This window comes from Roseovarius sp., from assembly GCF_027019125.1.
Lineage (GTDB): Bacteria > Pseudomonadota > Alphaproteobacteria > Rhodobacterales > Rhodobacteraceae > Roseovarius.
The window spans coordinates 635,825-655,480 of sequence record NZ_JALUXE010000027.1 but is presented as its reverse complement, the minus strand read 5'-3'; the positions used below and the strand labels follow the sequence as shown (position 1 = coordinate 655,480).

At 63.3% G+C, this 19,656-nt stretch carries 20 protein-coding genes and 1 pseudogene; 7 read left to right on the top strand and 14 right to left on the bottom strand.

Translation table 11 applies throughout. From position 1 onward, the window contains the following. From MVC20_RS11465 to MVC20_RS11445, 5 genes and pseudogenes are all read left to right on the top strand, one after another. Positions 1-129, top strand: a pseudogene (locus tag MVC20_RS11465) (succinate--CoA ligase subunit alpha); the annotation flags it as partial. Between the two features lie 55 nt (positions 130-184). Then, positions 185-940: an alpha/beta fold hydrolase gene (locus MVC20_RS11460; RefSeq protein ID WP_297541416.1), complete on the top strand. Its 756-nt coding sequence runs from the start codon at positions 185-187 to the stop codon at positions 938-940. Positions 941-1,081: 141 nt separating this feature from the next. Next, positions 1,082-2,257 carry an ATP-grasp domain-containing protein gene (locus MVC20_RS11455; protein ID WP_297541414.1) on the top strand — a complete coding sequence of 392 codons (1,176 nt, stop codon included), beginning with the start codon at positions 1,082-1,084 and terminating at the stop codon, positions 2,255-2,257. Continuing rightward, positions 2,257-3,156 carry a succinate--CoA ligase subunit alpha gene (gene sucD, locus MVC20_RS11450; protein ID WP_297541412.1) on the top strand — a complete coding sequence of 300 codons (900 nt, stop codon included), beginning with the start codon at positions 2,257-2,259 and terminating at the stop codon, positions 3,154-3,156. Before MVC20_RS11455 ends, sucD begins: the two co-directional genes overlap by 1 nt. Continuing rightward, positions 3,153-4,142, top strand: a complete 990-nt coding sequence (locus MVC20_RS11445) for an NAD(P)H-quinone oxidoreductase (protein WP_297541410.1) — start codon at positions 3,153-3,155, stop codon at positions 4,140-4,142. The genes sucD and MVC20_RS11445 overlap by 4 nt, the downstream gene beginning before the upstream one ends. A gap of 75 nt (positions 4,143-4,217) precedes the next feature. On the opposite strand, the gene ftsZ is transcribed toward MVC20_RS11445, so the two are convergent. From ftsZ to MVC20_RS11400, 9 genes are all read right to left on the bottom strand, one after another. Continuing rightward, entirely contained in the window at positions 4,218-5,819 is a 1,602-nt protein-coding gene (ftsZ, locus tag MVC20_RS11440) for a cell division protein FtsZ (RefSeq protein ID WP_297541409.1), read from the bottom strand. A 173-nt stretch (positions 5,820-5,992) separates the two neighbouring features. After that, complete coding sequence (gene ftsA, locus MVC20_RS11435; RefSeq protein ID WP_297541407.1) at positions 5,993-7,327, bottom strand: cell division protein FtsA; 1,335 nt, start codon at positions 7,325-7,327, stop codon at positions 5,993-5,995. 3 nt (positions 7,328-7,330) lie between these two features. Beyond that, positions 7,331-8,200: a cell division protein FtsQ/DivIB gene (locus tag MVC20_RS11430; RefSeq protein WP_297541406.1), complete on the bottom strand. Its 870-nt coding sequence runs from the start codon at positions 8,198-8,200 to the stop codon at positions 7,331-7,333. After that, the gene (locus MVC20_RS11425; RefSeq protein ID WP_297541404.1) at positions 8,188-9,111 is read right to left on the bottom strand and encodes a D-alanine--D-alanine ligase; all 924 of its coding nucleotides are present in this window, start codon (positions 9,109-9,111) and stop codon (positions 8,188-8,190) included. The genes MVC20_RS11430 and MVC20_RS11425 overlap by 13 nt, the downstream gene beginning before the upstream one ends. Before the next feature lie 43 nt (positions 9,112-9,154). After that, the gene (gene murB, locus MVC20_RS11420) at positions 9,155-10,108 is read right to left on the bottom strand and encodes a UDP-N-acetylmuramate dehydrogenase (protein WP_297541402.1); all 954 of its coding nucleotides are present in this window, start codon (positions 10,106-10,108) and stop codon (positions 9,155-9,157) included. Between the two features lie 50 nt (positions 10,109-10,158). Further along, complete coding sequence (locus MVC20_RS11415; protein WP_037272915.1) at positions 10,159-10,404, bottom strand: DUF2484 family protein; 246 nt, start codon at positions 10,402-10,404, stop codon at positions 10,159-10,161. After that, on the bottom strand, positions 10,401-11,804 hold the full coding sequence (murC, locus tag MVC20_RS11410; RefSeq protein ID WP_297541399.1) for a UDP-N-acetylmuramate--L-alanine ligase: 1,404 nt from the start codon (positions 11,802-11,804) through the stop codon (positions 10,401-10,403). The genes MVC20_RS11415 and murC overlap by 4 nt, the downstream gene beginning before the upstream one ends. Next, positions 11,801-12,907, bottom strand: a complete 1,107-nt coding sequence (gene murG, locus MVC20_RS11405) for an undecaprenyldiphospho-muramoylpentapeptide beta-N-acetylglucosaminyltransferase (RefSeq protein WP_297541397.1) — start codon at positions 12,905-12,907, stop codon at positions 11,801-11,803. Before murG ends, murC begins: the two co-directional genes overlap by 4 nt. Further along, positions 12,904-14,067, bottom strand: a complete 1,164-nt coding sequence (locus MVC20_RS11400; protein WP_297541395.1) for a putative peptidoglycan glycosyltransferase FtsW — start codon at positions 14,065-14,067, stop codon at positions 12,904-12,906. The genes murG and MVC20_RS11400 overlap by 4 nt, the downstream gene beginning before the upstream one ends. A gap of 126 nt (positions 14,068-14,193) precedes the next feature. On the opposite strand from MVC20_RS11400, the gene MVC20_RS11395 reads away from it, so the two are divergent. Next, complete coding sequence (locus MVC20_RS11395) at positions 14,194-15,387, top strand: NAD(P)/FAD-dependent oxidoreductase (protein ID WP_297541393.1); 1,194 nt, start codon at positions 14,194-14,196, stop codon at positions 15,385-15,387. Positions 15,388-15,414: 27 nt separating this feature from the next. On the opposite strand, the gene MVC20_RS11390 is transcribed toward MVC20_RS11395, so the two are convergent. From MVC20_RS11390 to flgB, 5 genes are read right to left on the bottom strand one after another with little or no spacing between them, the layout of a single operon-like run. Then, positions 15,415-16,176, bottom strand: a complete 762-nt coding sequence (locus tag MVC20_RS11390; RefSeq protein WP_297541391.1) for a flagellar hook-basal body complex protein — start codon at positions 16,174-16,176, stop codon at positions 15,415-15,417. Positions 16,177-16,190: 14 nt separating this feature from the next. Continuing rightward, the gene (locus MVC20_RS11385; RefSeq protein ID WP_297541390.1) at positions 16,191-17,450 is read right to left on the bottom strand and encodes a flagellar hook protein FlgE; all 1,260 of its coding nucleotides are present in this window, start codon (positions 17,448-17,450) and stop codon (positions 16,191-16,193) included. 47 nt (positions 17,451-17,497) lie between these two features. Beyond that, entirely contained in the window at positions 17,498-18,175 is a 678-nt protein-coding gene (locus MVC20_RS11380) for a flagellar hook capping FlgD N-terminal domain-containing protein (RefSeq protein ID WP_297541388.1), read from the bottom strand. Positions 18,176-18,186: 11 nt separating this feature from the next. After that, entirely contained in the window at positions 18,187-18,603 is a 417-nt protein-coding gene (flgC, locus tag MVC20_RS11375; RefSeq protein ID WP_297541386.1) for a flagellar basal body rod protein FlgC, read from the bottom strand. Between the two features lie 3 nt (positions 18,604-18,606). Then, positions 18,607-18,993, bottom strand: a complete 387-nt coding sequence (gene flgB / locus MVC20_RS11370) for a flagellar basal body rod protein FlgB (RefSeq protein WP_297541384.1) — start codon at positions 18,991-18,993, stop codon at positions 18,607-18,609. A gap of 133 nt (positions 18,994-19,126) precedes the next feature. Between flgB and MVC20_RS11365 the strand changes: the two genes are divergently transcribed. Further along, on the top strand, positions 19,127-19,555 hold the full coding sequence (locus tag MVC20_RS11365; protein WP_297541382.1) for a hypothetical protein: 429 nt from the start codon (positions 19,127-19,129) through the stop codon (positions 19,553-19,555). Positions 19,556-19,656 lie beyond the last annotated feature (101 nt).

The window sequence follows — 19,656 nt, the reverse complement described above, 5'->3', positions numbered from 1 at the left end:
GCCGGCGCCATCGTCGCGGGCGGCAAGGGCGACGCCGAGAGCAAGATCGAGGCCATGAAATCCGCCGGCATCACCGTGGCCGAAAGCCCCGCTGGCCTCGGCGAAGCCGTGCTCAAGGCGATTGGCTGAACCACACAAGCCGAGTAACAATGAGAGCGTCTGGATAACGTGAAGGGAATTCACCATGCCGCTGCCGCTCTCATTGTTGCCACTTGCCGTAACATTTCTCATCGGCATCGCCAGTATGGCGACAGGCCAATCCCCCGGCCCTTTGAACGGGCAGATGTACGGCGCGGGCAACCGCGCCCTCGTGGTCGTGGTCCACGGCGATGTCAGCAAGGGTGGGCCAGCCACTTACCATTATGACTTGGCGCGAGACATCGCCAAGCAAGGAAAGAATGTAAGCGTATTTGCACTCGTCCGGCCCGGATACACTGGCGAAAAAGGTCAGAAATCACCGGGCTCAAACAATGGGCGCAGCGATCATTACACCCGGCAGAACAATGCATTGGTTGCCCAGACGATTCAGAATCTCGCCAAGAGCGTCGGAACGTCAAAGGTGATCGGGATTGGCCATTCAGGCGGTGCCGCGCAACTTGGGGCGATCGCAGGGATGTATCCGGGCCTCCTGGACAGCGTGATCCTCGTATCCTGCCCCTGCAATATTCCCGCATGGCGGGCCAAGCGTGGCAAAAGCCCGTGGAACAACAGCATCTCGCCGCATGATCATGTGCAGTCCATCGCGCGCGGGACGCGCATTCTTGCAGTGGTGGGTGATAAGGACACGAACACTTTTCCCGAATTCTCAGAGGCATTCGTCGATGCGGCAAAGGCGCGGGGGTTGCCCGCCGCATATGTTCTGGTCAAAGGCGCAAGCCACGGCTTTGACAGTTTGCAAGGCACGGTCGGACAATTAGCCTTGCAGGAAATTGCGAAATGACCTTGTCTGGAACCTGACGCAAAGCGGTGACAAGATCCAGAGGCACGACCCCCTCGCCTGTCCCGAGGCAGGCATGGGTAGCGTTGACTTAATTTGGTATCTGGTATACCAAGAACCATAAGCACAGAGGAGGCGCACCCCATGTTTCTCGCCGAATACCAGTCCAAGGAATTGCTCGCGCAATATGGCGTGCTGGCACCTGATGGACGCCCCGCGCGCAGCCCGGACGAGGCGCAACGCCTCTGCAAGGAAATCGACGCGCGCAAATATGTGGTCAAGGCGCAGATCGGCGCGGGTGGGCGCGGCCTTGCGGGCGGTATCCGCTTTGCCGCAACCCCCTCGGCCGTGGCAGACGAAGCACGCCGCTTGCTTGGCTCGACGCTCGTGACCGAGCAAACCGGCCCGGCCGGTGAAACTGTGACCCTTGTGCAAGTTGAGGCGGCCATCGACATTGCCCAAAGCTGCTTTGTCGCCATCGCCCTCGATCCCGAGTCAGGGCAGCCGATGCTTCTGGCCTCGGGCGCAGGCGGGGTGGAATTCGAACAGCGGGCGCGTATGGACGAGACCACCGCCCAAAGCTGTCCCCTGCCCCCCGACAGCGCCGACGCGCGCGCGCAAATCGCGTCCTTTCTGACTGGCGTCGGCATCACCGAGGCACAGGGTGCGGCCATCGACGCAATCTTTGCCGCCCGCCACGCCTTTACCGAAAACGATATGACCCTGATCGAGATCAATCCGTTTGCTCGGACCGGCGATGGCCGCTGGATTGCGGTGGACGCCAAGGTGGCGATTGATCCCAACGCAAGCTTTCGTCGCCCGGAATTCGCGTCGATGGTGGCAGATCGCCCCGCCCCGGCCGATGAGCTGGCGGCACAGAAACACAATATCAATCTCGTGCGGCTCGACGGCAATATCGGTGTGATCGCGAATGGCGCGGGACTTGGTCTTGCGACCAATGACATGATCATGGACTCAGGCGGCAAGCCTGCCAATTTCATGGACATCCGCACCACCGCCAGCAGTATGGATGTGGCGCGCGGGGTCGAGATCCTCTTGGCCGATGACCGCGTGTCGGCAATCCTGCTCACGATCCACGGCGGCGGCATGACGTCTGCCGATACGGTGGCAGAGGGCGTCAACTTTGCCTATGCTAAGGCCACGCGCAAGCTGCCGGTGATTGCCTATATCTCTGGCAAGCATGCCGATTGGGGCCACCGCATCCTGCGCGAACGAAAGGTTCCGGTCGAGAGCTGCGACACGCTGTCGGCAGCCGTCGGGCGGGTGGTAGAGCTGGCAGGCCAGAGGAGGGCACGCTGATGGCGATCTTTGTCAATTCCGAAACACGGCTGATTGTGCAGGGCATGACCGGTCGCTCTGGCACCTTCTACACCGACGAGGCGATACGGTACGGAACCACTTGCGTCGGCGGCGTACGTCCCGGCAAGGGCGGTGCGCGGCATCTCGGCCTGCCGCTCTTCAACACCGTGCGCGAGGCGGCTGAGAGCACACAGGCGAATGCCAGCCTCGTAATCGTGCCCGCCCCGCAAGCCGGACCGGCGATGATCGAGGCGATCGAGGCTGGGATCGGTCTGGTCGTCTGCGTGACAGAGCGCGTCCCACAGCACGACATGAGCCGCGTCAAGCAGGCACTCGCGGGCACCGACACCGTGCTCATTGGCCCGAACTCCCAAGGGATCCTGACACCTGGTCAGTGCAAGATCGGGGTCATGCCAACAGTGAATGCCATGCCGGGTCATATCGGCATCGCTTCGCGGTCGGCCTCGCTCACCTCGGAAATCCTGGCGCAATGCAGCAAGGCGGGGCTCGGGCAATCGACCACCGTCGGCATTGGCGGTGACACGCTGCACGGCGTGGGGTTTGTCGACTGCCTCAAGGCGTTCCGCGACGATCCCGAGACCGAGGCGGTCGTTCTGATCGGTGAGATCGGCGGGCGCGGCGAGGAAGAAGCCGCCGCCTATCTCGACTCCGTCGATTACGGCAAGCCGGTCGTGGCCCTTGTGGTTGGTCGTCACGCGCCACGCGGGCGGCGTATGGGCCATGCAGGCACGCTTTCCGTGCTCGGCGGGGGCACGGCGGAGGACAAGATCGCCCGGCTGCGTGCGGCCGGGGTCGAAATTGCAGCCCATGCAGATGATGTCGTTGCTGCCGTAGCGCGCGCGACCGCCAAAGCCCCGCAAAAGGCGGCCGCACGATGACCGCCTTGCCCGACACCATGCGCGTCATCGAAATGAGCGCCCCCGGTGGCCCCGAAGTGCTCATCCCGGGCACCCGCCCCCTGCCCGAATGCGGCGCCGGCGAGGTGCTGATCCGCGTCACCGCCGCCGGTGTGAACGGCCCGGACCTTGTACAACGGCGCGGGCATTATCCTCCGCCCAAGGGCGCTTCGGACCTGCTCGGTCTTGAAGTGTCTGGCGAGGTGGTGGCCTGTGGCGCGGATGTCAGCCAATGGCACCCCGGCGACCGCATCTGTGCGCTCACCAACGGCGGCGGATATGCGGAATTCGTAGCGGTCGACGCCAGCCATTGCCTGCCAATTCCGCAAAGCGTGGACGAGGTCGAGGCGGCAGGCCTGCCCGAGACCTTCTTCACGGTGTGGAGCAATGTGTTCCTGGGACATAGCCTGCCCGAGGCCGGGGTTTTCCTTGTCCACGGTGGCGCGGGCGGCATCGGCTCGACGGCCATCCAACTGGGCAAGGCCATGGGCCTCACCGTCTTGACCACGGTGGGCGATGACGCGGCGGCAGAATTTGTGACGGCATTGGGCGCAGACCGCGCCATCAACTTTCGCTCCGAGGATTTTGTGGCCCTCACGCGCGAGGCAGGCGGAGCGGACATCATCCTCGACATCATCGGCGGTGATTACGTCGCGCGCAACATCAAGGCCGCGCGCCATGATGCGCGGATCATCCAGCTTGCCTTCAACATGGGGTCCAAGGTCGAGATTGATCTCATGCCGGTGATGCTCAAACGCCTGAGCTATACAGGCTCCACCCTGCGCTCGCGCCCCGAAGGCTTCAAGACGCAAGTGGCCGAAGCCCTGCGCGAGACTGTCTGGCCTCTCTTTGTCAGCGAAAAGCTGCGCCCCGTGACGCACCGCGTCCTGCCGATGTCAGAGGCGGCAGAGGCGCATCGGCTGATGGAGAAAGGCGAACACCACGGCAAGATCCTGTTGCGGATGTGAACACAGACGTCGCCGCGCAAGACAACAAAAAAGCCGCCTCAAGGGGCGGCTTTTTCTTTGGGTTCAAGATGGCCGTCAGTTGGCCTGACGCCGCAGGAATGCCGGGATCTCGATCTGCTCGTCCTCGTCATGGGCGCGCGCCGGTGCTTGCTGCGGCTGTGCGCTGCCCATCGTCGGCTGTTGCCGCGAGGGGCGGGCGGCGGGCTGCGCGCGCTCGGTCTCGGCGGAATGGCCGGTCATGCGGTTGATCAGCGAGTTGATGCCAAAGCGCGGGCGCTCTTCTGCGACGCGCGCCTCGGGTTCGGGCCGGCGTTGTTGCGGCTGCACCGGGGCGCGACCGACAGCAGCCTGCAACCGCTGGAGCGCCTCAGGCGACGGAGTGCCGGGGGCCGGGGCGCGCGGGGCGACATAGGCGTCCAGCTCCTCTTCGTCGTCATAGGTGTTGCGCGCGAACTCTTCGACGCGCGGCTGATAGGCAGGAGGGGGCAGATCGTCTTCGGCGACATCCTCTTCGAAGATGTCTTCCATCTGATCTTCGGCGGCGGCACGCTGTGTCTCCATCGCCGCAAAGAGCGAGGGCTCCGGCTCGGCCACACGGGCGGCGACCGGTGCGGGTTCCGGCTTGGCCACCGGGGCAGTTTCGGCGCTCACCTGCTGCTTGAGCGGCTGTGCCATCGACCGGCGCGGCACCGGCAGATCGGCGGCCACCTGGCTTACGTCGATGCCCGTGGCCACGACGCTGACGCGGATCGAGCCTTCCATTGACGGATCGAGGGTCGAGCCCACAATGATATTGGCATCCGGGTCCACTTCTTCGCGGATGCGGTTGGCGGCCTCGTCCAACTCAAAGAGCGTGAGGTCATGACCGCCGGTGATGTTGATGAGCACGCCTTTGGCACCCCGCAGGCTGATTTCATCGAGGAGCGGGTTGGCAATTGCCTTTTCTGCGGCCTGGATGGCGCGGTCTTCGCCGCTATCCTCGCCGGTGCCCATCATCGCTTTGCCCATCTCGTCCATCACGGCGCGCACATCGGCAAAGTCGAGGTTGATCAGGCCGGGACGCACCATCAGATCGGTCACACCCTTGACGCCTTGATAGAGCACGTCGTCGGCCATGCTGAACGCTTCGGTGAAGGTCGTCTTTTCATTCGCCAGACGGAACAGGTTCTGGTTGGGGATGATGATCAGCGTGTCGACCATCTTTTGCAGCGCCTCGACACCCTCTTCTGCCTGACGCATCCGCTTGGCGCCCTCGAACTGGAACGGCTTGGTGACAACACCAACCGTCAGCACGCCCAGTTCCCGCGCGGCCTGCGCGATGATCGGGGCTGCACCTGTTCCGGTGCCGCCCCCCATGCCCGCGGTGATAAAGCACATATGCGCACCCGCGAGGTGGTCAACGATCTGCTCGATGCTCTCTTCGGCGGCGGCGGCCCCGACAGACGCCCGCGCCCCGGCCCCCAGACCCTCGGTCACTTTGACACCCAGCTGGATACGGCTTTCCGCGTTGCTCTGGCTGAGGGCCTGCGCATCTGTGTTTGCCACCACGAAATCCACACCATCGAGACGCTTCTCGATCATGTTGTTCACGGCGTTGCCACCTGCCCCACCCACACCGAAAACGGTGATACGGGGCTTCAGCTCGTCATGTCCGGGCATAGTGAGGTTGAGTGTCATAGCTTGTCCGCCTGTCCTGATGCCCACATTCGCGGGCTGTTTTCCGCCTGATTGCACCCATTCTTACCGATGGTTAGCCCAATCGTCACCTAAAAAACACGTTTTGACCACTAAATATGGCCTTATTTCTGCTCTTTTTCGCGGGATTTCGCCGATGACGCCATATCTTGCGATCACCAGTTGTCCCGAAACCATTTCATCGCCCGCTTGAGCGACCGCGCCGGATAGCGATCAACGGGAATCTCGAAATCCCACCATTCGTCCTGCGGGTTGGCTGCAAAGAGGCACATGCCCACGGCACTGGCAAACCCGGCGCCGGTGGCCGCCTGCGGCAGGCCATGCACCCGCAGGGGCCGCCCAAGCCGCACCTGCTGTCCCAAAATCTTGCTCGCCAGCCCGTCAAGTCCGGGAATCTGGCTGCCGCCGCCGGTCAACACGATCTGTTGGCTGGGCAGATGATCGAACCCGGCAGCATCCAGCCGCGCGCGCACCTCTTCGAGAATTTCCTCGACCCTCGGCCGCATGATGCCGATCAACTCGGCACGGCTCACGCGGCGGCGGTCATGCTCAAAATCGCCGGTATCGCCGCCGATCTCGATCATTTCGCGGTCGTCCATGCCCGTCGCGACAACACCGCCGTAAAATGTCTTGATCCGTTCTGCGGTCGCCTGTGGCACCTGCAGCCCCATCGAGATGTCATTGGTCACGTGATCGCCGCCCATGCGCACAGAGTCGGCATAGATCATGTGCTTCTTGATGAAGATCGACACGCCCGAGGTGCCGCCGCCCAGATCAATACAGGCCGCGCCCAGCTCCTGTTCGTCCTCGACCAAGGCGGCAATGCCGGACACGTAGGCAGAACTGGCCACGCCCGCGAGTTCCAGATCACATCTCTTGACGCAATAGGCGAGATTCTGGATCGCCGCGCCATCGACCGTCAGCATGTGCATGTCGGTCGCCAGCACCTGCCCAATCTGGCCACGCGGATCGATCAAGCCGCTGCGGTGATCCAGCGCAAAATTTACCGGCTGTGCATGCAGCACCTCTCGACCCTCGCCGACATCGGGCACATCACAGGCACTCAGCACCCGGCTGATGTCCTGTTCGCTGACGGTATGCCCCTCAAGCTCGACCTGCCCTGCCAACCCATAGCTGCGTGGCCCCGCGCCCGAAAAACAGGCAATGACGTGATCGACCCGGATATTGGCCATCTTTTGCGCCGCTTGAACGGCGGTGCGGATAGCGCGCTCTGTTTCGGCCATGGCGTCGATCTCGCCAAAGCGCACCCCGCGCGAACGGGTCGTGGCCGCGCCAATCACCCGGAACCCGGCCTGCCCCGCCATCCGGCCAATGCCTTCGGCCTCATGCAGCCGCTCGGTGCCGTCAAAGCGCAAAACCAGGCAAGCGATCTTGGACGTGCCCACATCCAGCACGGCGACCACCCCGCGCTGCATCGCCGCCTTGCGCATATTGCGCATCGCCCGTTGGGATTCGTAGAGCTCGATCATGGTTCAGTTCATCCCCAAACTCATTTGTGTTATCGTCCACCAGTCTTCCATGGCATTTTCGTTCAGCCGGATTGTCGGGCGTGCCGCAATGCGCATGTCGACAGAGGCCAGATCACGGCCCAGCATATCCTGTGCCCCATGCAGCACGATCACCCGCTCAAGCGCGCGCACCGCGCCGTTTTCGGGCAAGAGGATGCGCTTGCCATCCGCAAGCACCAGATCCCATCGCCGCTCGCCCATCCGCACAAGACCGCGCAGGTCCATCCCCAAGGGTATCGCCGCCCGCAGGATCTCGATTGCCTCGGCCACCTGCTCCGGCGCGCCATCGCCCGCCACGACGGGCAGGTCGGCGCGGTCGGCGCGGGCCTTGACCACACCGATCACCTGCCCCTCGATGTCGATCACGTTGAGCGCATCGCGTGTTTTCCAGAGCGCGACCGGCACGCGTTCGGTGATTTCGGCCACCAGAACACCGCCCTGACGGATACGCACTTCGGCGCGGGCCACGGCAGGCAGTTCCTCGATCATCACGCGAATATCGTCGAGCACCAGATCAAAGGAGCTGGCTGGCAGGTCATAGGGGAAAATCTCGCGGATATCCTCTTGAACGCTGGTGCTGGCCCCTTCGACAGACAGAAGGTTGACCATGAATTCAGGGCGGGTTTCGATCTGGTGGCGGATTTCGGCAACCTGCTCAATGAGGGCCGTGCGGCGCGCATCACTGCTCAGATAGCCGCCAATCGCCGCCGTCACGACCAGCATCGGCAGGCCGAAACGGATCAGCCGCCGATAGAGCGGCGTCAACATCAGGCGCTGCAGGCGGTAGGACATGCGCGACGGCGCAGGGTCCGTGCGCGGGATCACCGGTTGCATGACGCATCCTCCACCATCCAGCGGCAAAGCTCCGGAAAAGAAATACCAAGCGCCTGCGCCTGTTCCGGAACCAGCGACGTGGGCGTCATCCCCGGCTGAGTGTTGGTTTCCAGAAGGATCAACCCGTCAAGGCCGCGCGCCGCATCCCATCGGAAATCGGTACGACTGACCCCGCGACACCCCAGAACCACATGCGCGCGCAGCGCATAGTCGAGGCAGGCATCGAATATCTCCTGGGGAATATCCGCGGGCACGACATGACGCGAGCCGCCGGGCTTGTATTTGGCATCGTAGTCATACCAGCCCTCGGTCACGATATCCGTCACCGTAAGCGCCCGGTCGCCGATCACCGTCGTCGTGAGCTCGCGCCCCGGGGCATAGGCTTCGACCATCACCACCTCGGGCATGTCCTCCGAGAGGGCCGGCGGCCTGTTCGCCCCGGCCTCTACCAGATAGACACCCACGGACGAACCTTCGTTGTATGGTTTGACCACATAGGGCGGCGGCATCACATGCCGCGTGCGCACCTCGTCGCGGGGCGCCAGAATGCTTTCGACCACCGGCAGGCCCGCCGCGCGATAGGCCGCCTTGGTACGTTCCTTGTCCATGGCAAGCGCCGAGGACAACACCCCCGAGTGGGTATAGGGCAGGTGCATCCACTCCAGCATCCCCTGCACGCACCCATCCTCGCCCCAACGCCCATGCAGGGCATTGAATACCACGTCCGGCTTTATCTCTTGTAAACGCGCGCAGAGGTCGACCGCGGCATCCACCTCGACCACCTCAAACCCTGCTTCCCGCAACGCGACGGCGCACTCACGCCCTGAAGAGAGCGACACGTCCCTCTCCGCCGAGGGGCCGCCCATGATCACCGCCACTTTCGGGGTTGTTCTGCTCGAACCAACCACCATGTGCCTCAATGTCTCGAGCCGGTTTTCCGACCCTGTTGTCGTATTATTTTCGCCAGTCTGCCTGTGGGCTTGTGCCCGGAGCCGGTTCGCCGACCCTCATGATTTCCCACTGTAACTCTATTCCACGCATTTGAAAAACCTTTTTTCGCACCTCTTCGCCCAGACCTTCGAGATCGGCGGCAGACGCCCCGCCCGTGTTGATCAGGAAATTGGGGTGCATCTCGCTCATCTGTGCGCCGCCGCGCCGCGCGCCGCGCAAACCCGCCTCGTCGATGACCTTCCACGCCTTGAGATCGTGCACATCATCTGCCTGCCCGGTCGAGGAAAACCCCGCCGGATTGCGAAATGTGCTGCCGGCGCTGCGCTCTTTGGTGGGCTGTGTCGCATCGCGCTTGGCAATCTGGTCGGCCATCTTGCGCTCCAACTCCGCCGGGTCCGCCAGAACCCCCTCGAAAGTCGCCTCGACAATCACCCAGCCCTCGGGCAGCATGCTGTGCCGATAGGCAAATTGCAGCGCATCGGGCGCGAGCGTCACCACCTCGCCGCCCCGTGTCACGGCCTTGGCCTCTACCAGATGATCCGCCACATAGGCGCCGTAGCAGCCCGCGTTCATCCGCACCGCGCCCCCGATGCTGCCCGGAATGGTGCGAAGGAACGTAAGATCCACCCCCGCCTCTGCCGCCCGTCGCGCCACATGGGCGTCAAGCGCGGCCGCACCGGCGATCACGCGCGGCCCGTCCACGCGAATGGTGTTGAACCCGCGCCCCAGCCGGATCACCACCGCATGGAGGCCACCGTCGCGCACGATCAGATTGCTGCCAACGCCCATGGGAAAGACGGGCACAGCGGGATCAAGCCCGGCCAGAAAGCCCGTGAGATCCTCGAGGTCCGCTGGCTGAAACAGCCAGTCCGCCGGGCCGCCCACGCGCAGCCAGGTCAGATCGGCCAAGGGTCGGTCAGGCGTCATCGCGCCTCTGGTCTGTGGCATGTTGTTCATGACGGCGCTTTTGCCTTCTGACGCGCGCAAGGTAAAGCCTTGCGCATCCCCTAGCCAACTTTCCGTCGCATCCACCGCCCGAGATAGATCACCGGCCACCGCAGCACACTCATCCCGGCGGCCATCACCATCAGACCGATCCAAGGCCCGTTCTGCCATGTGACAAAGCCGAGGATCGGCACACCGAGCGCCATGAGCAGATAGGCGCGCCGCCAGTGATGATTACGACTTGGCATCATGGCAAGCAGATTGGCGGCGAGCGCCCAAAGGCACGCCAGAACCAAGGACACCGTCATGCCGCCACACCAAGGCGCGCCGGCAGCCCGTTGGCCCAAGCGCTGATGGTGCCGGCCCCGAGGCAGACCACCATATCCCCCGGCCCGGCCTGTTCCCGCACCAGACGTTCCAGATCTTCTTCGTCGCGGATCGCACGGGCGTGGCGGTGACCGTGACGAATGAGCCCTGCCACAAGATCATCGCGGCTTGCCCCAGGAATAGGGGCTTCGCCTGCCGCGTAAACCTCTGCGATGGCCACCACGTCAGCCTCGTTGAAGCAGCCGCAAAAATCGTCAAAAAGGTTGGACAGACGGCTGTAACGATGCGGTTGATGCACCGCGATCACCCGCCCCGTCGTGGCCTGCCGCGCTGCGCGCAGCACGGCCGCAATCTCGACCGGGTGATGACCGTAATCGTCGATGATCGTGACGCCGTTCACCTCACCCACGCGGGTAAAGCGCCGGTTGACGCCACCGAAACTGGCCAGAGCCGCACGAATTTCATCAGCTTTCATGCCAAGATGGCGTGCCACTGCCACCGCGCTGAGCGCATTGCTGACATTGTGGTCGCCGGGCATCGGCAGAGTACAGCCTTCGATCACCCGCCCCTCGGCCTGAAGCGCCACATCGAAATGCGCGACACCCTTTTCGTAGTGCAGGTTGACCGCCCGCACATCGGCCTGCGCATTGAAACCGTAGGTCGTGACACGGCGGTCGGTGATGCGGCCCACAAGCGCCTGAACCTCGGGGTGGTCGGTGCAACAGACCGCCAGCCCGTAAAAGGGAATATTGCTTACGAAGTCGTAAAACCCCTGCCGCAGCCGCTCGATATTTCCCCAATGCTCCATATGCTCGGGGTCGATATTGGTGACGATGGCGATGGTCGCGGGCAGACGGTTGAAAGTGCCATCGCTCTCGTCGGCCTCGACCACCATCCACTCGCCTTGCCCCATCCGCGCATTGCTGCCATAGGCGTGAATGATGCCGCCGTTGACGACCGTGGGATCAATCCCCCCCTTGACCAAAAGCTCGGCCACAAGCGTCGTGGTCGTGGTCTTGCCATGGGTGCCCGCCACGGCGATGTTGGACTTGAGGCGCATCAACTCGGCCAGCATCTCGGCGCGGCGCACGACGGGCAGACCGCGCTTGCGCGCCTCGTCCAGTTCAGGATTGCCGGGCTTGATCGCAGACGAGATCACGATCACCTCCGCACCAGCGAGGTTCTCGGCGCGCTGCCCTTCGAACACCGTGGCGCCCATGCCCGCCAGACGCTCGGTGATCGGCGTGGATTTGAGGTCGGAGCCCTGCACCCGGTAGCCATGGTTGATCAACACCTCGGCGATCCCGGACATCCCGATACCCCCGATCCCGACAAAGTGGATGGGACCGATATCCGTCGGAAGCTTGGTCGCTGCGTTCATTGCTTTTGCCCTTTTTGCGCAAGGTCTTCGACCATATCGGCCAGATTTTGGGGGGCGTCGGGCATGCCGCAGCTCAGCGCGGCCTGCGCCATCATCGAAGCGCCGGTCGGATCGCTCAGCACCGCGCCGATCTGTTCGGTCAGAACGGCCTCGGTCAACCGGCTCTCGGGGATCACGATCGCCCCGCCCGCGGCGGCCAGCCCACGGGCATTGGCGGCCTGATGGTCGCCCGCGGCAGCAGCATACGGAATGAGGATCGCGGGCCGCCCGATGATCGAAACATCGGCGATGCTCGACGCGCCCGCCCGGCTGATGACAAGCTGCGCCTCGGTCATACGGCGCGGGACATCGCGAAAGAAGGGCTGCACTTCGGCGTCGATCCCCGCTTCGGCATAGAACCGCGCCACGCGGTTCATATCCTCCTCGCGCGCCTGATGGCTGACCCGGACATTGCGCAGGATTGCCGCGGGCAGCGCGGCAATGGCGGCAGGCACCACATCGCTGAGGATACGCGCCCCCTGAGAGCCGCCGATCACCAGCACCGACATCGGATAATCCCCCGGAGCGATATAGCCCGCACCTGCCCGCTCAAGCACCGCCGCACGCACCGGATTGCCCACGTGCTCGGCCTTTGTACCCTCGGGCAGGGTTGTCGGCCAGGTGCCGCAGGCAACCACATCGACCCGACGCGCAAAAACCTTGTTGACCCGCCCCAGCACGCCGTTTTGCTCATGCACCATACGCGGACGCCGCAGAAGCCAGGCCGCTGTCAGCGCAGGAATGCTCGGATAGCCGCCAAAGCCCACCACCACATCCGGCTTGTCCCGCATCATCCGCAGGCTTGCGCCCAGAACGCCGCCTGCAATGTGGAACGGGGCCAGCAGCTTGTTGAGCAATCCGCCGCGCGCGAAAGTGGCGCTTGCCACTTGTTCGATTTCAACCGAATGGGGAAAGCCCCCCACGTAACGCGCGCCACGCGCATCCGTGCTCAGCCGCACCCGCCAGCCACGCCGCAGCATCACCTCTGCGAGCGCCTGCGCGGGAAACATATGCCCGCCGGTTCCGCCCGCCGCGATGATCAACAAGGGCTGTCGAGCCGTCATGAACGCCCCCGCAGGATATCCCCGATCTGCCCTTGGGGCCGCGTTCGGGTAAAGGCCAGAAGCATGCCCAAGGCAATCCCCCCTGCCACCACCGACGAGCCGCCATAGCTGACAAAAGGCAGGGTCATTCCCTTTGCAGGCAAAAGGCGCACGGCAACGCCCATGTTGATCATTGCCTGCGCCCCGAACATGACCACAAGGCCCGTGCCCGCAAGGCGAATGAAAGGGTCCCGTTCACGCATCAAGCGCAGGAGGGACCGCACCACGACACTGCCGTAAAGAGCAATGATGCAAAGCACCAGCACCAGCCCGTATTCCTCGGCGGCGACTGCGATGATGAAATCCGTATGTGCGTCCGGCAGGCTCCATTTGACCTGACCTTCGCCCACGCCCACACCAAAGAAGCCTCCTTCCCGGATGGCATTGGTCGCAAAACCAAGCTGTGTTGTGGGGTCCACCTCGGGACTGAGGAAACCGTCGATCCGACGCGCGAAATGCTCGGAATTGGCATAGGCGAAGCTGCCCACCAGAACCACGCCCCCTGCCATACCCAGGAGAAGCGTCACCGGCGCGCCCGCGACAAAGTACATCACGCCCCAACCGAACAGCACGAGCGCCGCCTGTCCGAAATCGGGCTGCGTCGCCAGAAAGGCAAGGATCACGATGGTCAAAAGAAACGACCAGCTCAGCCCCGGCGGCCCGTTAACCTGCTGGCTCGCAGCCATCATCCAGGCGGCCACGACCACGAACACGGGCTTGAGAAACTCGGACGGCTGCACCGACGCAAAACCGAGGCTGTACCACCGCACCGCCCCCTTGCCAAAGTCTGTCCCCAGAAACGGCAGGGCAATCAGCGCGGCGAAAGCAGCGAGAAACCCCAGAACCGCCATGCGTCGCACCATTTCGGGACGCATCATCGACACAAGCACCATCACCGCCAGCGCCACACCACCGAACAATGCCTGCCGTTGCACGTAATGGAACGCACCCAGCCCGTTCTTTTCGGCAAGCGGCGGCGAGGCCGCAAGCCCAAGCAACATGCCGATGCTGAACAGGATCAGGACGCAGGTCAGCGTCCATTTGTCGATCGTGCGCCACCATTTGGGAAGGACGGGCTCTGCGTCCCGCAGGGGCATCGCCCCATAGACCATCTCTGTCATCTGCCTGCCGCCTCATGCATCTTGCGCCCCTTTGCGGGGTCTGACACACAGTTTAGCGTTATTTTCGCCTCAACACCAGAACTATCCCCTTGCCAATCGGCGGCTTTTCGCGGCAGAGCCAAGCCCATGCGCCATGACTGCAACACGCTCATTCTTGGGGCCGGGGCCGCCGGCATGATGTGTGCGGCCCATGCCGGGCCGGGCACGCTGGTGATTGACCATGCGCGCGCACCCGGCGAGAAAATCCGCATCTCAGGCGGTGGCCGGTGCAACTTTACCAACCTTGGCACGACACCGGCAAACTTCATTTCGGGCAACCCGCATTTCTGCAAATCGGCGCTCTCGCGCTATACCCAGTGGGATTTTCTCGACCTCATCGCACGTCACGGCGTGGCTTGGCATGAGAAAACCCTCGGCCAGCTCTTTTGTGACGACAAGGCCACCCAGATCGTGACCCTGCTGGTCAAGGAACTGCGCCAGGCGGGGGCGGACCTCTGGCTCTCGACGCAGATCACAGACATTTCCCATGATGGAAACCGTTTTTGCGCCGCACTCGACCGCGAGGGGCGCCGTGTGACCGTCACCGCCCGCAACCTCGTGCTCGCCACCGGCGGAAAATCCATCCCCAAGATGGGCGCCACCGGCATCGCCTACGACATCGCACGGCAATTCGGCCACCAGATAACCGAGACACGGCCCGCGCTTGTGCCGCTCACCTTTTCTGACACGCCCTTTGCATCCCTGTCCGGCACCGCCCTGCCGGTGCGGGCCAGTTGCGCAGGGGTCAGCTTTGACGAAGCGGCGCTTTTCACGCATCGCGGCCTGTCGGGCCCCGCGATCCTGCAAATCTCGTCCTATTGGCGCGAGGGTCAGTCGATCACTCTCGACCTCGACCCCTCCGCAACGCTGTTTGACGCGCTCCGCCAGCAGCGTCAGACTGCCGGCCGCCGCAATGTGACGACCGAGCTAGGGCACCACCTGCCCGCGAAACTCGTGGCGTATCTGGCCCCCGACTTGGGCCTTGCCGGCAATCTTGCCGATCATTCCGACGCGCGGTTGGCCGAGATCATCAGCACACTGCGGGGCTGGCGGATGAAACCAACCGGCACCGAAGGCTACCGCACCGCCGAAGTCACCTTGGGCGGGATCGACACCGGCGGGTTATCGTCCAAAACCATGCAATCAAACCACCTGACCGGCCTCTACGCGATCGGCGAGGCGGTGGATGTGACCGGGTGGCTTGGTGGCTACAACTTCCAATGGGCCTGGTCGTCGGGGTGGGCCGCAGGCACGGCGATCGCAGAAGCTGCGAAAGGCTGACCTGTCGTCACCGGGCAAGCGCCTGCCTTAGCCCTCTGGTGCCTGCATCATGCGCGCGCCACCTTCATCCAGTTCGCGCGCGGTCAGGACCATGCGCATGCCCAGTTCGAAATTGCGTTGCATCTGCATGGTGGACAGCAGTTCCTCGACCGGGTTGACGTTGCTGCTCTCCAATGTGCCCTGCAAGACCTCTGCGCGCTGATCGGGTGGCGGCAGAGGGCCCGCGACGGTCCTGATCTGGCCATCCTCGCCCTTGGTCAGCGCCATCTCTGCCGGCGGCACCACAGTGGCCAAAACCCCCGCCAGAACCGGCACTCCCTCGGGGTCATCCATCGGCTGAATGTAGATCTCACCGATGTCGGTAATCCGGATATTGCGATAGGCGGGTATCTGAATTGGGGCCATGCCTGGCCCCAGCATGGCATCCCCCGCGCCGTTGCGCAGCGTGCCATCAGTATCGCGCCGCAGATCGCCACGGCGACTGAGTGCCGGATCGCCGGAGTCAGGCTTTACATAGAAAAAGCCCTGATCGGCGATCGCAACATCCAGTTCCTCGTCCGTGCGTGTGAGCCTGCCTGTTTCCTGTGAAAACCCGGCGGGACCTGTCTCGACCTGAAAGGCACGCGTGGTCAGGCCCTCCATCATTTCCAGAAACCGTACCCCGCCTTCGTTGGGAAGGTCGCGGCGATAGCCCGGCACGGTCTGGTTGGCGAGGTTTTGCGCCTGCGCCACCTGGCTGTCGCGATTGACGCCCAAGGCATTGAGCGCGGTATAGATCATGCGGTCCATGGTGGCGCCCTGCCTTAGCTACGGATGTTCATGACCGTGTCGGCCAAGGTTCCGTTGGTCTCGAGCGCCTTGGCGGAGGCCTGATAGTTCCGCTGTGCCATGATCAGATTGACCAGTTGTTCCGTCAGATCGACATTCGAGCTCTCGACCGAACCGGATCGCACAGCCCCGAAACCGCTCGAGCCCGGCACACCCAAATGGGCCTCGCCAGATTCGCGCGAGGCGCGGTAGGTCGCGCTTCCGATACTGCCCAGGCCCTGGATGTCGGAGAAGTTTACAACCGCAACCTGCCCCACGGCAATCGAGGTTTCAGCCCCATAGTTCGCCCAGACGGTCCCGTCCTGACGCACATCGACAGACGACAGATCAAGCTGTCGGGTGCCATTCTGGGACACGGTAATCGCGCCAAAGGGACCGTCCGAGACACGCGACCCGGCAAGAGACAGCGAAAGAGACTGATCCCCGAGGGCAAAGCTCATGGCCTCAAGGCCTCCGGTCTGCGCCCCTCCCGCATCGAAAGACAAGGCGGCCAACGGATCGGCGGGCTCTGCCGTTACCCCGTCCACAACGAGTTGCACCGTATAGGCAATCCCGCCGTCGAGAGCGTCGGGCGCATCCGACATGACAAAGAACGCTTGTGCGGGCACTGCACGCCCGGCGCCGTCCAACACCGGAATTTGTGTGGTAGCTGCATAAGTCGTGGGATCGGCCGGATCAAAGGCGGCGGCGGGAATGGCCGCCTGCGTGCCCAACCCGCCGTTATCCGAAAGTGACAGGTTGAACGACAGATCAACCGCCGTCGTCGACTGCGGCGTTCCGAATAGTTGCGGGATTTGCAAACGTTGGGTCTGCGTCGTGGACAGCGTGTCGCCATTCTCAGAGGTTGGAAACACCGTCAGGAAATGCCCCGCGGCGTTGGTGACAAAGCCTTCGCGATTCATGCCAAAGGCGCCGGCGCGTGTATAGCCCGCATCAGCCCCCGCATCGGGGCCCGTGCGCACCTGAAAAAACCCCGGCCCCTGCAGGGACAGATCCAGAACTTTGCCGGTCGCGGTCAGAGATCCCTGTTTGAAATCCACGCCGATCCGGCTGACCTCGGTGCCGGACCCGATTTGCGATGCGGGGCGGCTGTAGGGGCTGGTGGTGAAAATGTCCGCGAACTCCGCGCGGCTGCCGTGAAACCCGAGGGTGCCGACGTTGGCTATGTTGTTCGAGGTTACGGAAATGTCGGTCTGCGCGGCATTCAGCCCGGAAAGTGCAGTGTAAAAGCTCATGGATCTGGTCCTATCTGATCGTTGAAGGGAGTATTGCGATGCTGGGTTCAGCGAATATCGGTGATCTCAAGACTGCTGCGCAGCCCGTAGTCTTCGACCCTGAGGGTCATGTCCTGCCCGCTCTCGGGCATCTGAACCCCCACCACTCGCGCATAGACAAAGGGTTCGGCAGGGGTATCGCCATCAACTTGGATCGCCACACGAACCGCGCCGCGTGACGTGACGATCTCAGCCGGCAGGCCGTCCCAGTCAAATCCCATCAGGCCGGCGGGCTGTGCCCCCATATCTTGCCGGTGGAGTTCTGCGCCCGTCTCTGCGTCGGAATAGATCACAGTGACGGCACTTGCCGCCTCTTGCAGGTCGGCGACGCCATGCACCTCGCCCGCGGCATCGGGCCGTGCAAGCGACCCTGGCACCAACACCTGCTGGCCCAGAAGCGAAGATGCGGTTGCGATCCGATTTCCGCCGATCTGACTACCGATTTCGCTCAAGGTGGTGTTGACCCGGTCCAGCCCCGCCACGGTCGAGAACTGCGCCATCTGTGCAAGGAATTCGCCGTTTTCCATCGGTGCAAAGGGGTCTTGGTTCTGCAATTGCGCGGTCATCAGGGTCAGAAAATCCTGTTGCCCCAAATCGCCATTCCCCGTCCGGTTAGGGCCCGCATTGGCCGCCGCGACGGCGGTGAAGGTGGCGCTTGCGCCGGTGGCTGCGTTGACTTCGGGCATGACGGCGCTCCTTAACCCTGACCCATCATGACCGTGCGCGCCATCAGCGTGCGCAGGGTCGAGACGGTTTCCAAAACATTCTGATACTGGCGGCTGGCCTCGACCATCTCGACCATTTCTTCATCCGGGTTGACCACGGATTCGTAGACAAAGCCCTCTTCATCCGCCATCGGGTGATCAGGCCGGTAGGCGCGCACGGGTTCCCTGTCGAGTTGCACAACATCCGTGACATGCGAGGTCGACAGGCCGGACTGGCCCGTTTGATCGGCGTAAATCGTCTCGAAAACCGGGCGCAGCGGACGGTAGGCCCCTTCCTTGGTCGTGCTCACCGCCTGCGCGTTGGCCATGTTGGAAGAGATCGTGTTCAAACGCACCATCTGCGCCGACATGGCAGAACTGGCGACGTCAAATATGTTCTTGATCATCATGGTTTATTCTCCCTTGATCGCGGTGCTCAATCCGGAAATCCGCCGGTTGAGCAACGTAAGGCTGGTCTGGTAGCGCAGGCTGTTTTCCGCGAATTCCATCTGCTCCACGGCCAGTTCGACCGTATTGCCATCGAGCGAGGGGTTGACCGGCACGCGGTATCCCGCGTGCCCGCCATTTGGACCACTGGTTGCGAAATGTCTCCCGTTACTGGTGGCGAGGGCACCACCACCGGTCTGGGCGTTGAGCACCGTTTCGAAATCCATGTCGCGAGCCTTGAAGCCCGGCGTCGCCGCGTTCGCGATGTTCGACGCCAGCATCTCGCCACGTTGCTCGCGCAAGGTAAGCGCCGAAGCAAAGAGGCTCAGGTGATCGCGAAATGCATCTGTCATGGCGCAGGTTCCTTTCGGGGGTATTCAGCGCAGTTGGTCCGGTCCTTGCAGAGCCGATGACATCGTGGATGCACCAACCCTGCCCGCATCCCTGCAATTCCGGTGCCAACCAGCCCAAGACCAAGGAAAGCCGATGTCAGAGACTGCCCCCCGCCCTGCCCTGCGCAAGCCGCTCACCCTGCCCCGCAGCTTTAGCCGCGTGCTCGGGCGCCTGCTGACGCTACCGGCCTCCGAGAGCCTGCCGCTGGCCAACAGCGTTTATGCCCAGACCGAGGATCCGGTGCAGCGCGCGCTTGCCTTGCGACTGCGACTGCGCCTCTTGCAAGAGGCGCTCGACGCCCCGCGCAAACCCGCCCCACCCGTCAAAGCCGAACCCGACCCTCTGCCCCCTCCTGTCCCGGAACCGGAGCCAATCCCAGAACCGGAACCCGCGCCGCCCCCCAAACCGGCCAAGACCCCCAAGCTCGTCAGTCTCGATCTGGCTGGCGGCGCGCTTTCGATGATGATGAACGAGTTGGGCAGCGGCGAGGACGCAGAGGATGACTTCTTTGGCGATGACTGAATGCCACGAGCGCCTTTATCTTTGGATAGCGAACCTCTCTTTCGCCCGGTCACAGATACCTTCGCGCGCTTTCTATTACAGCCCGATCATGGGAATGTGAT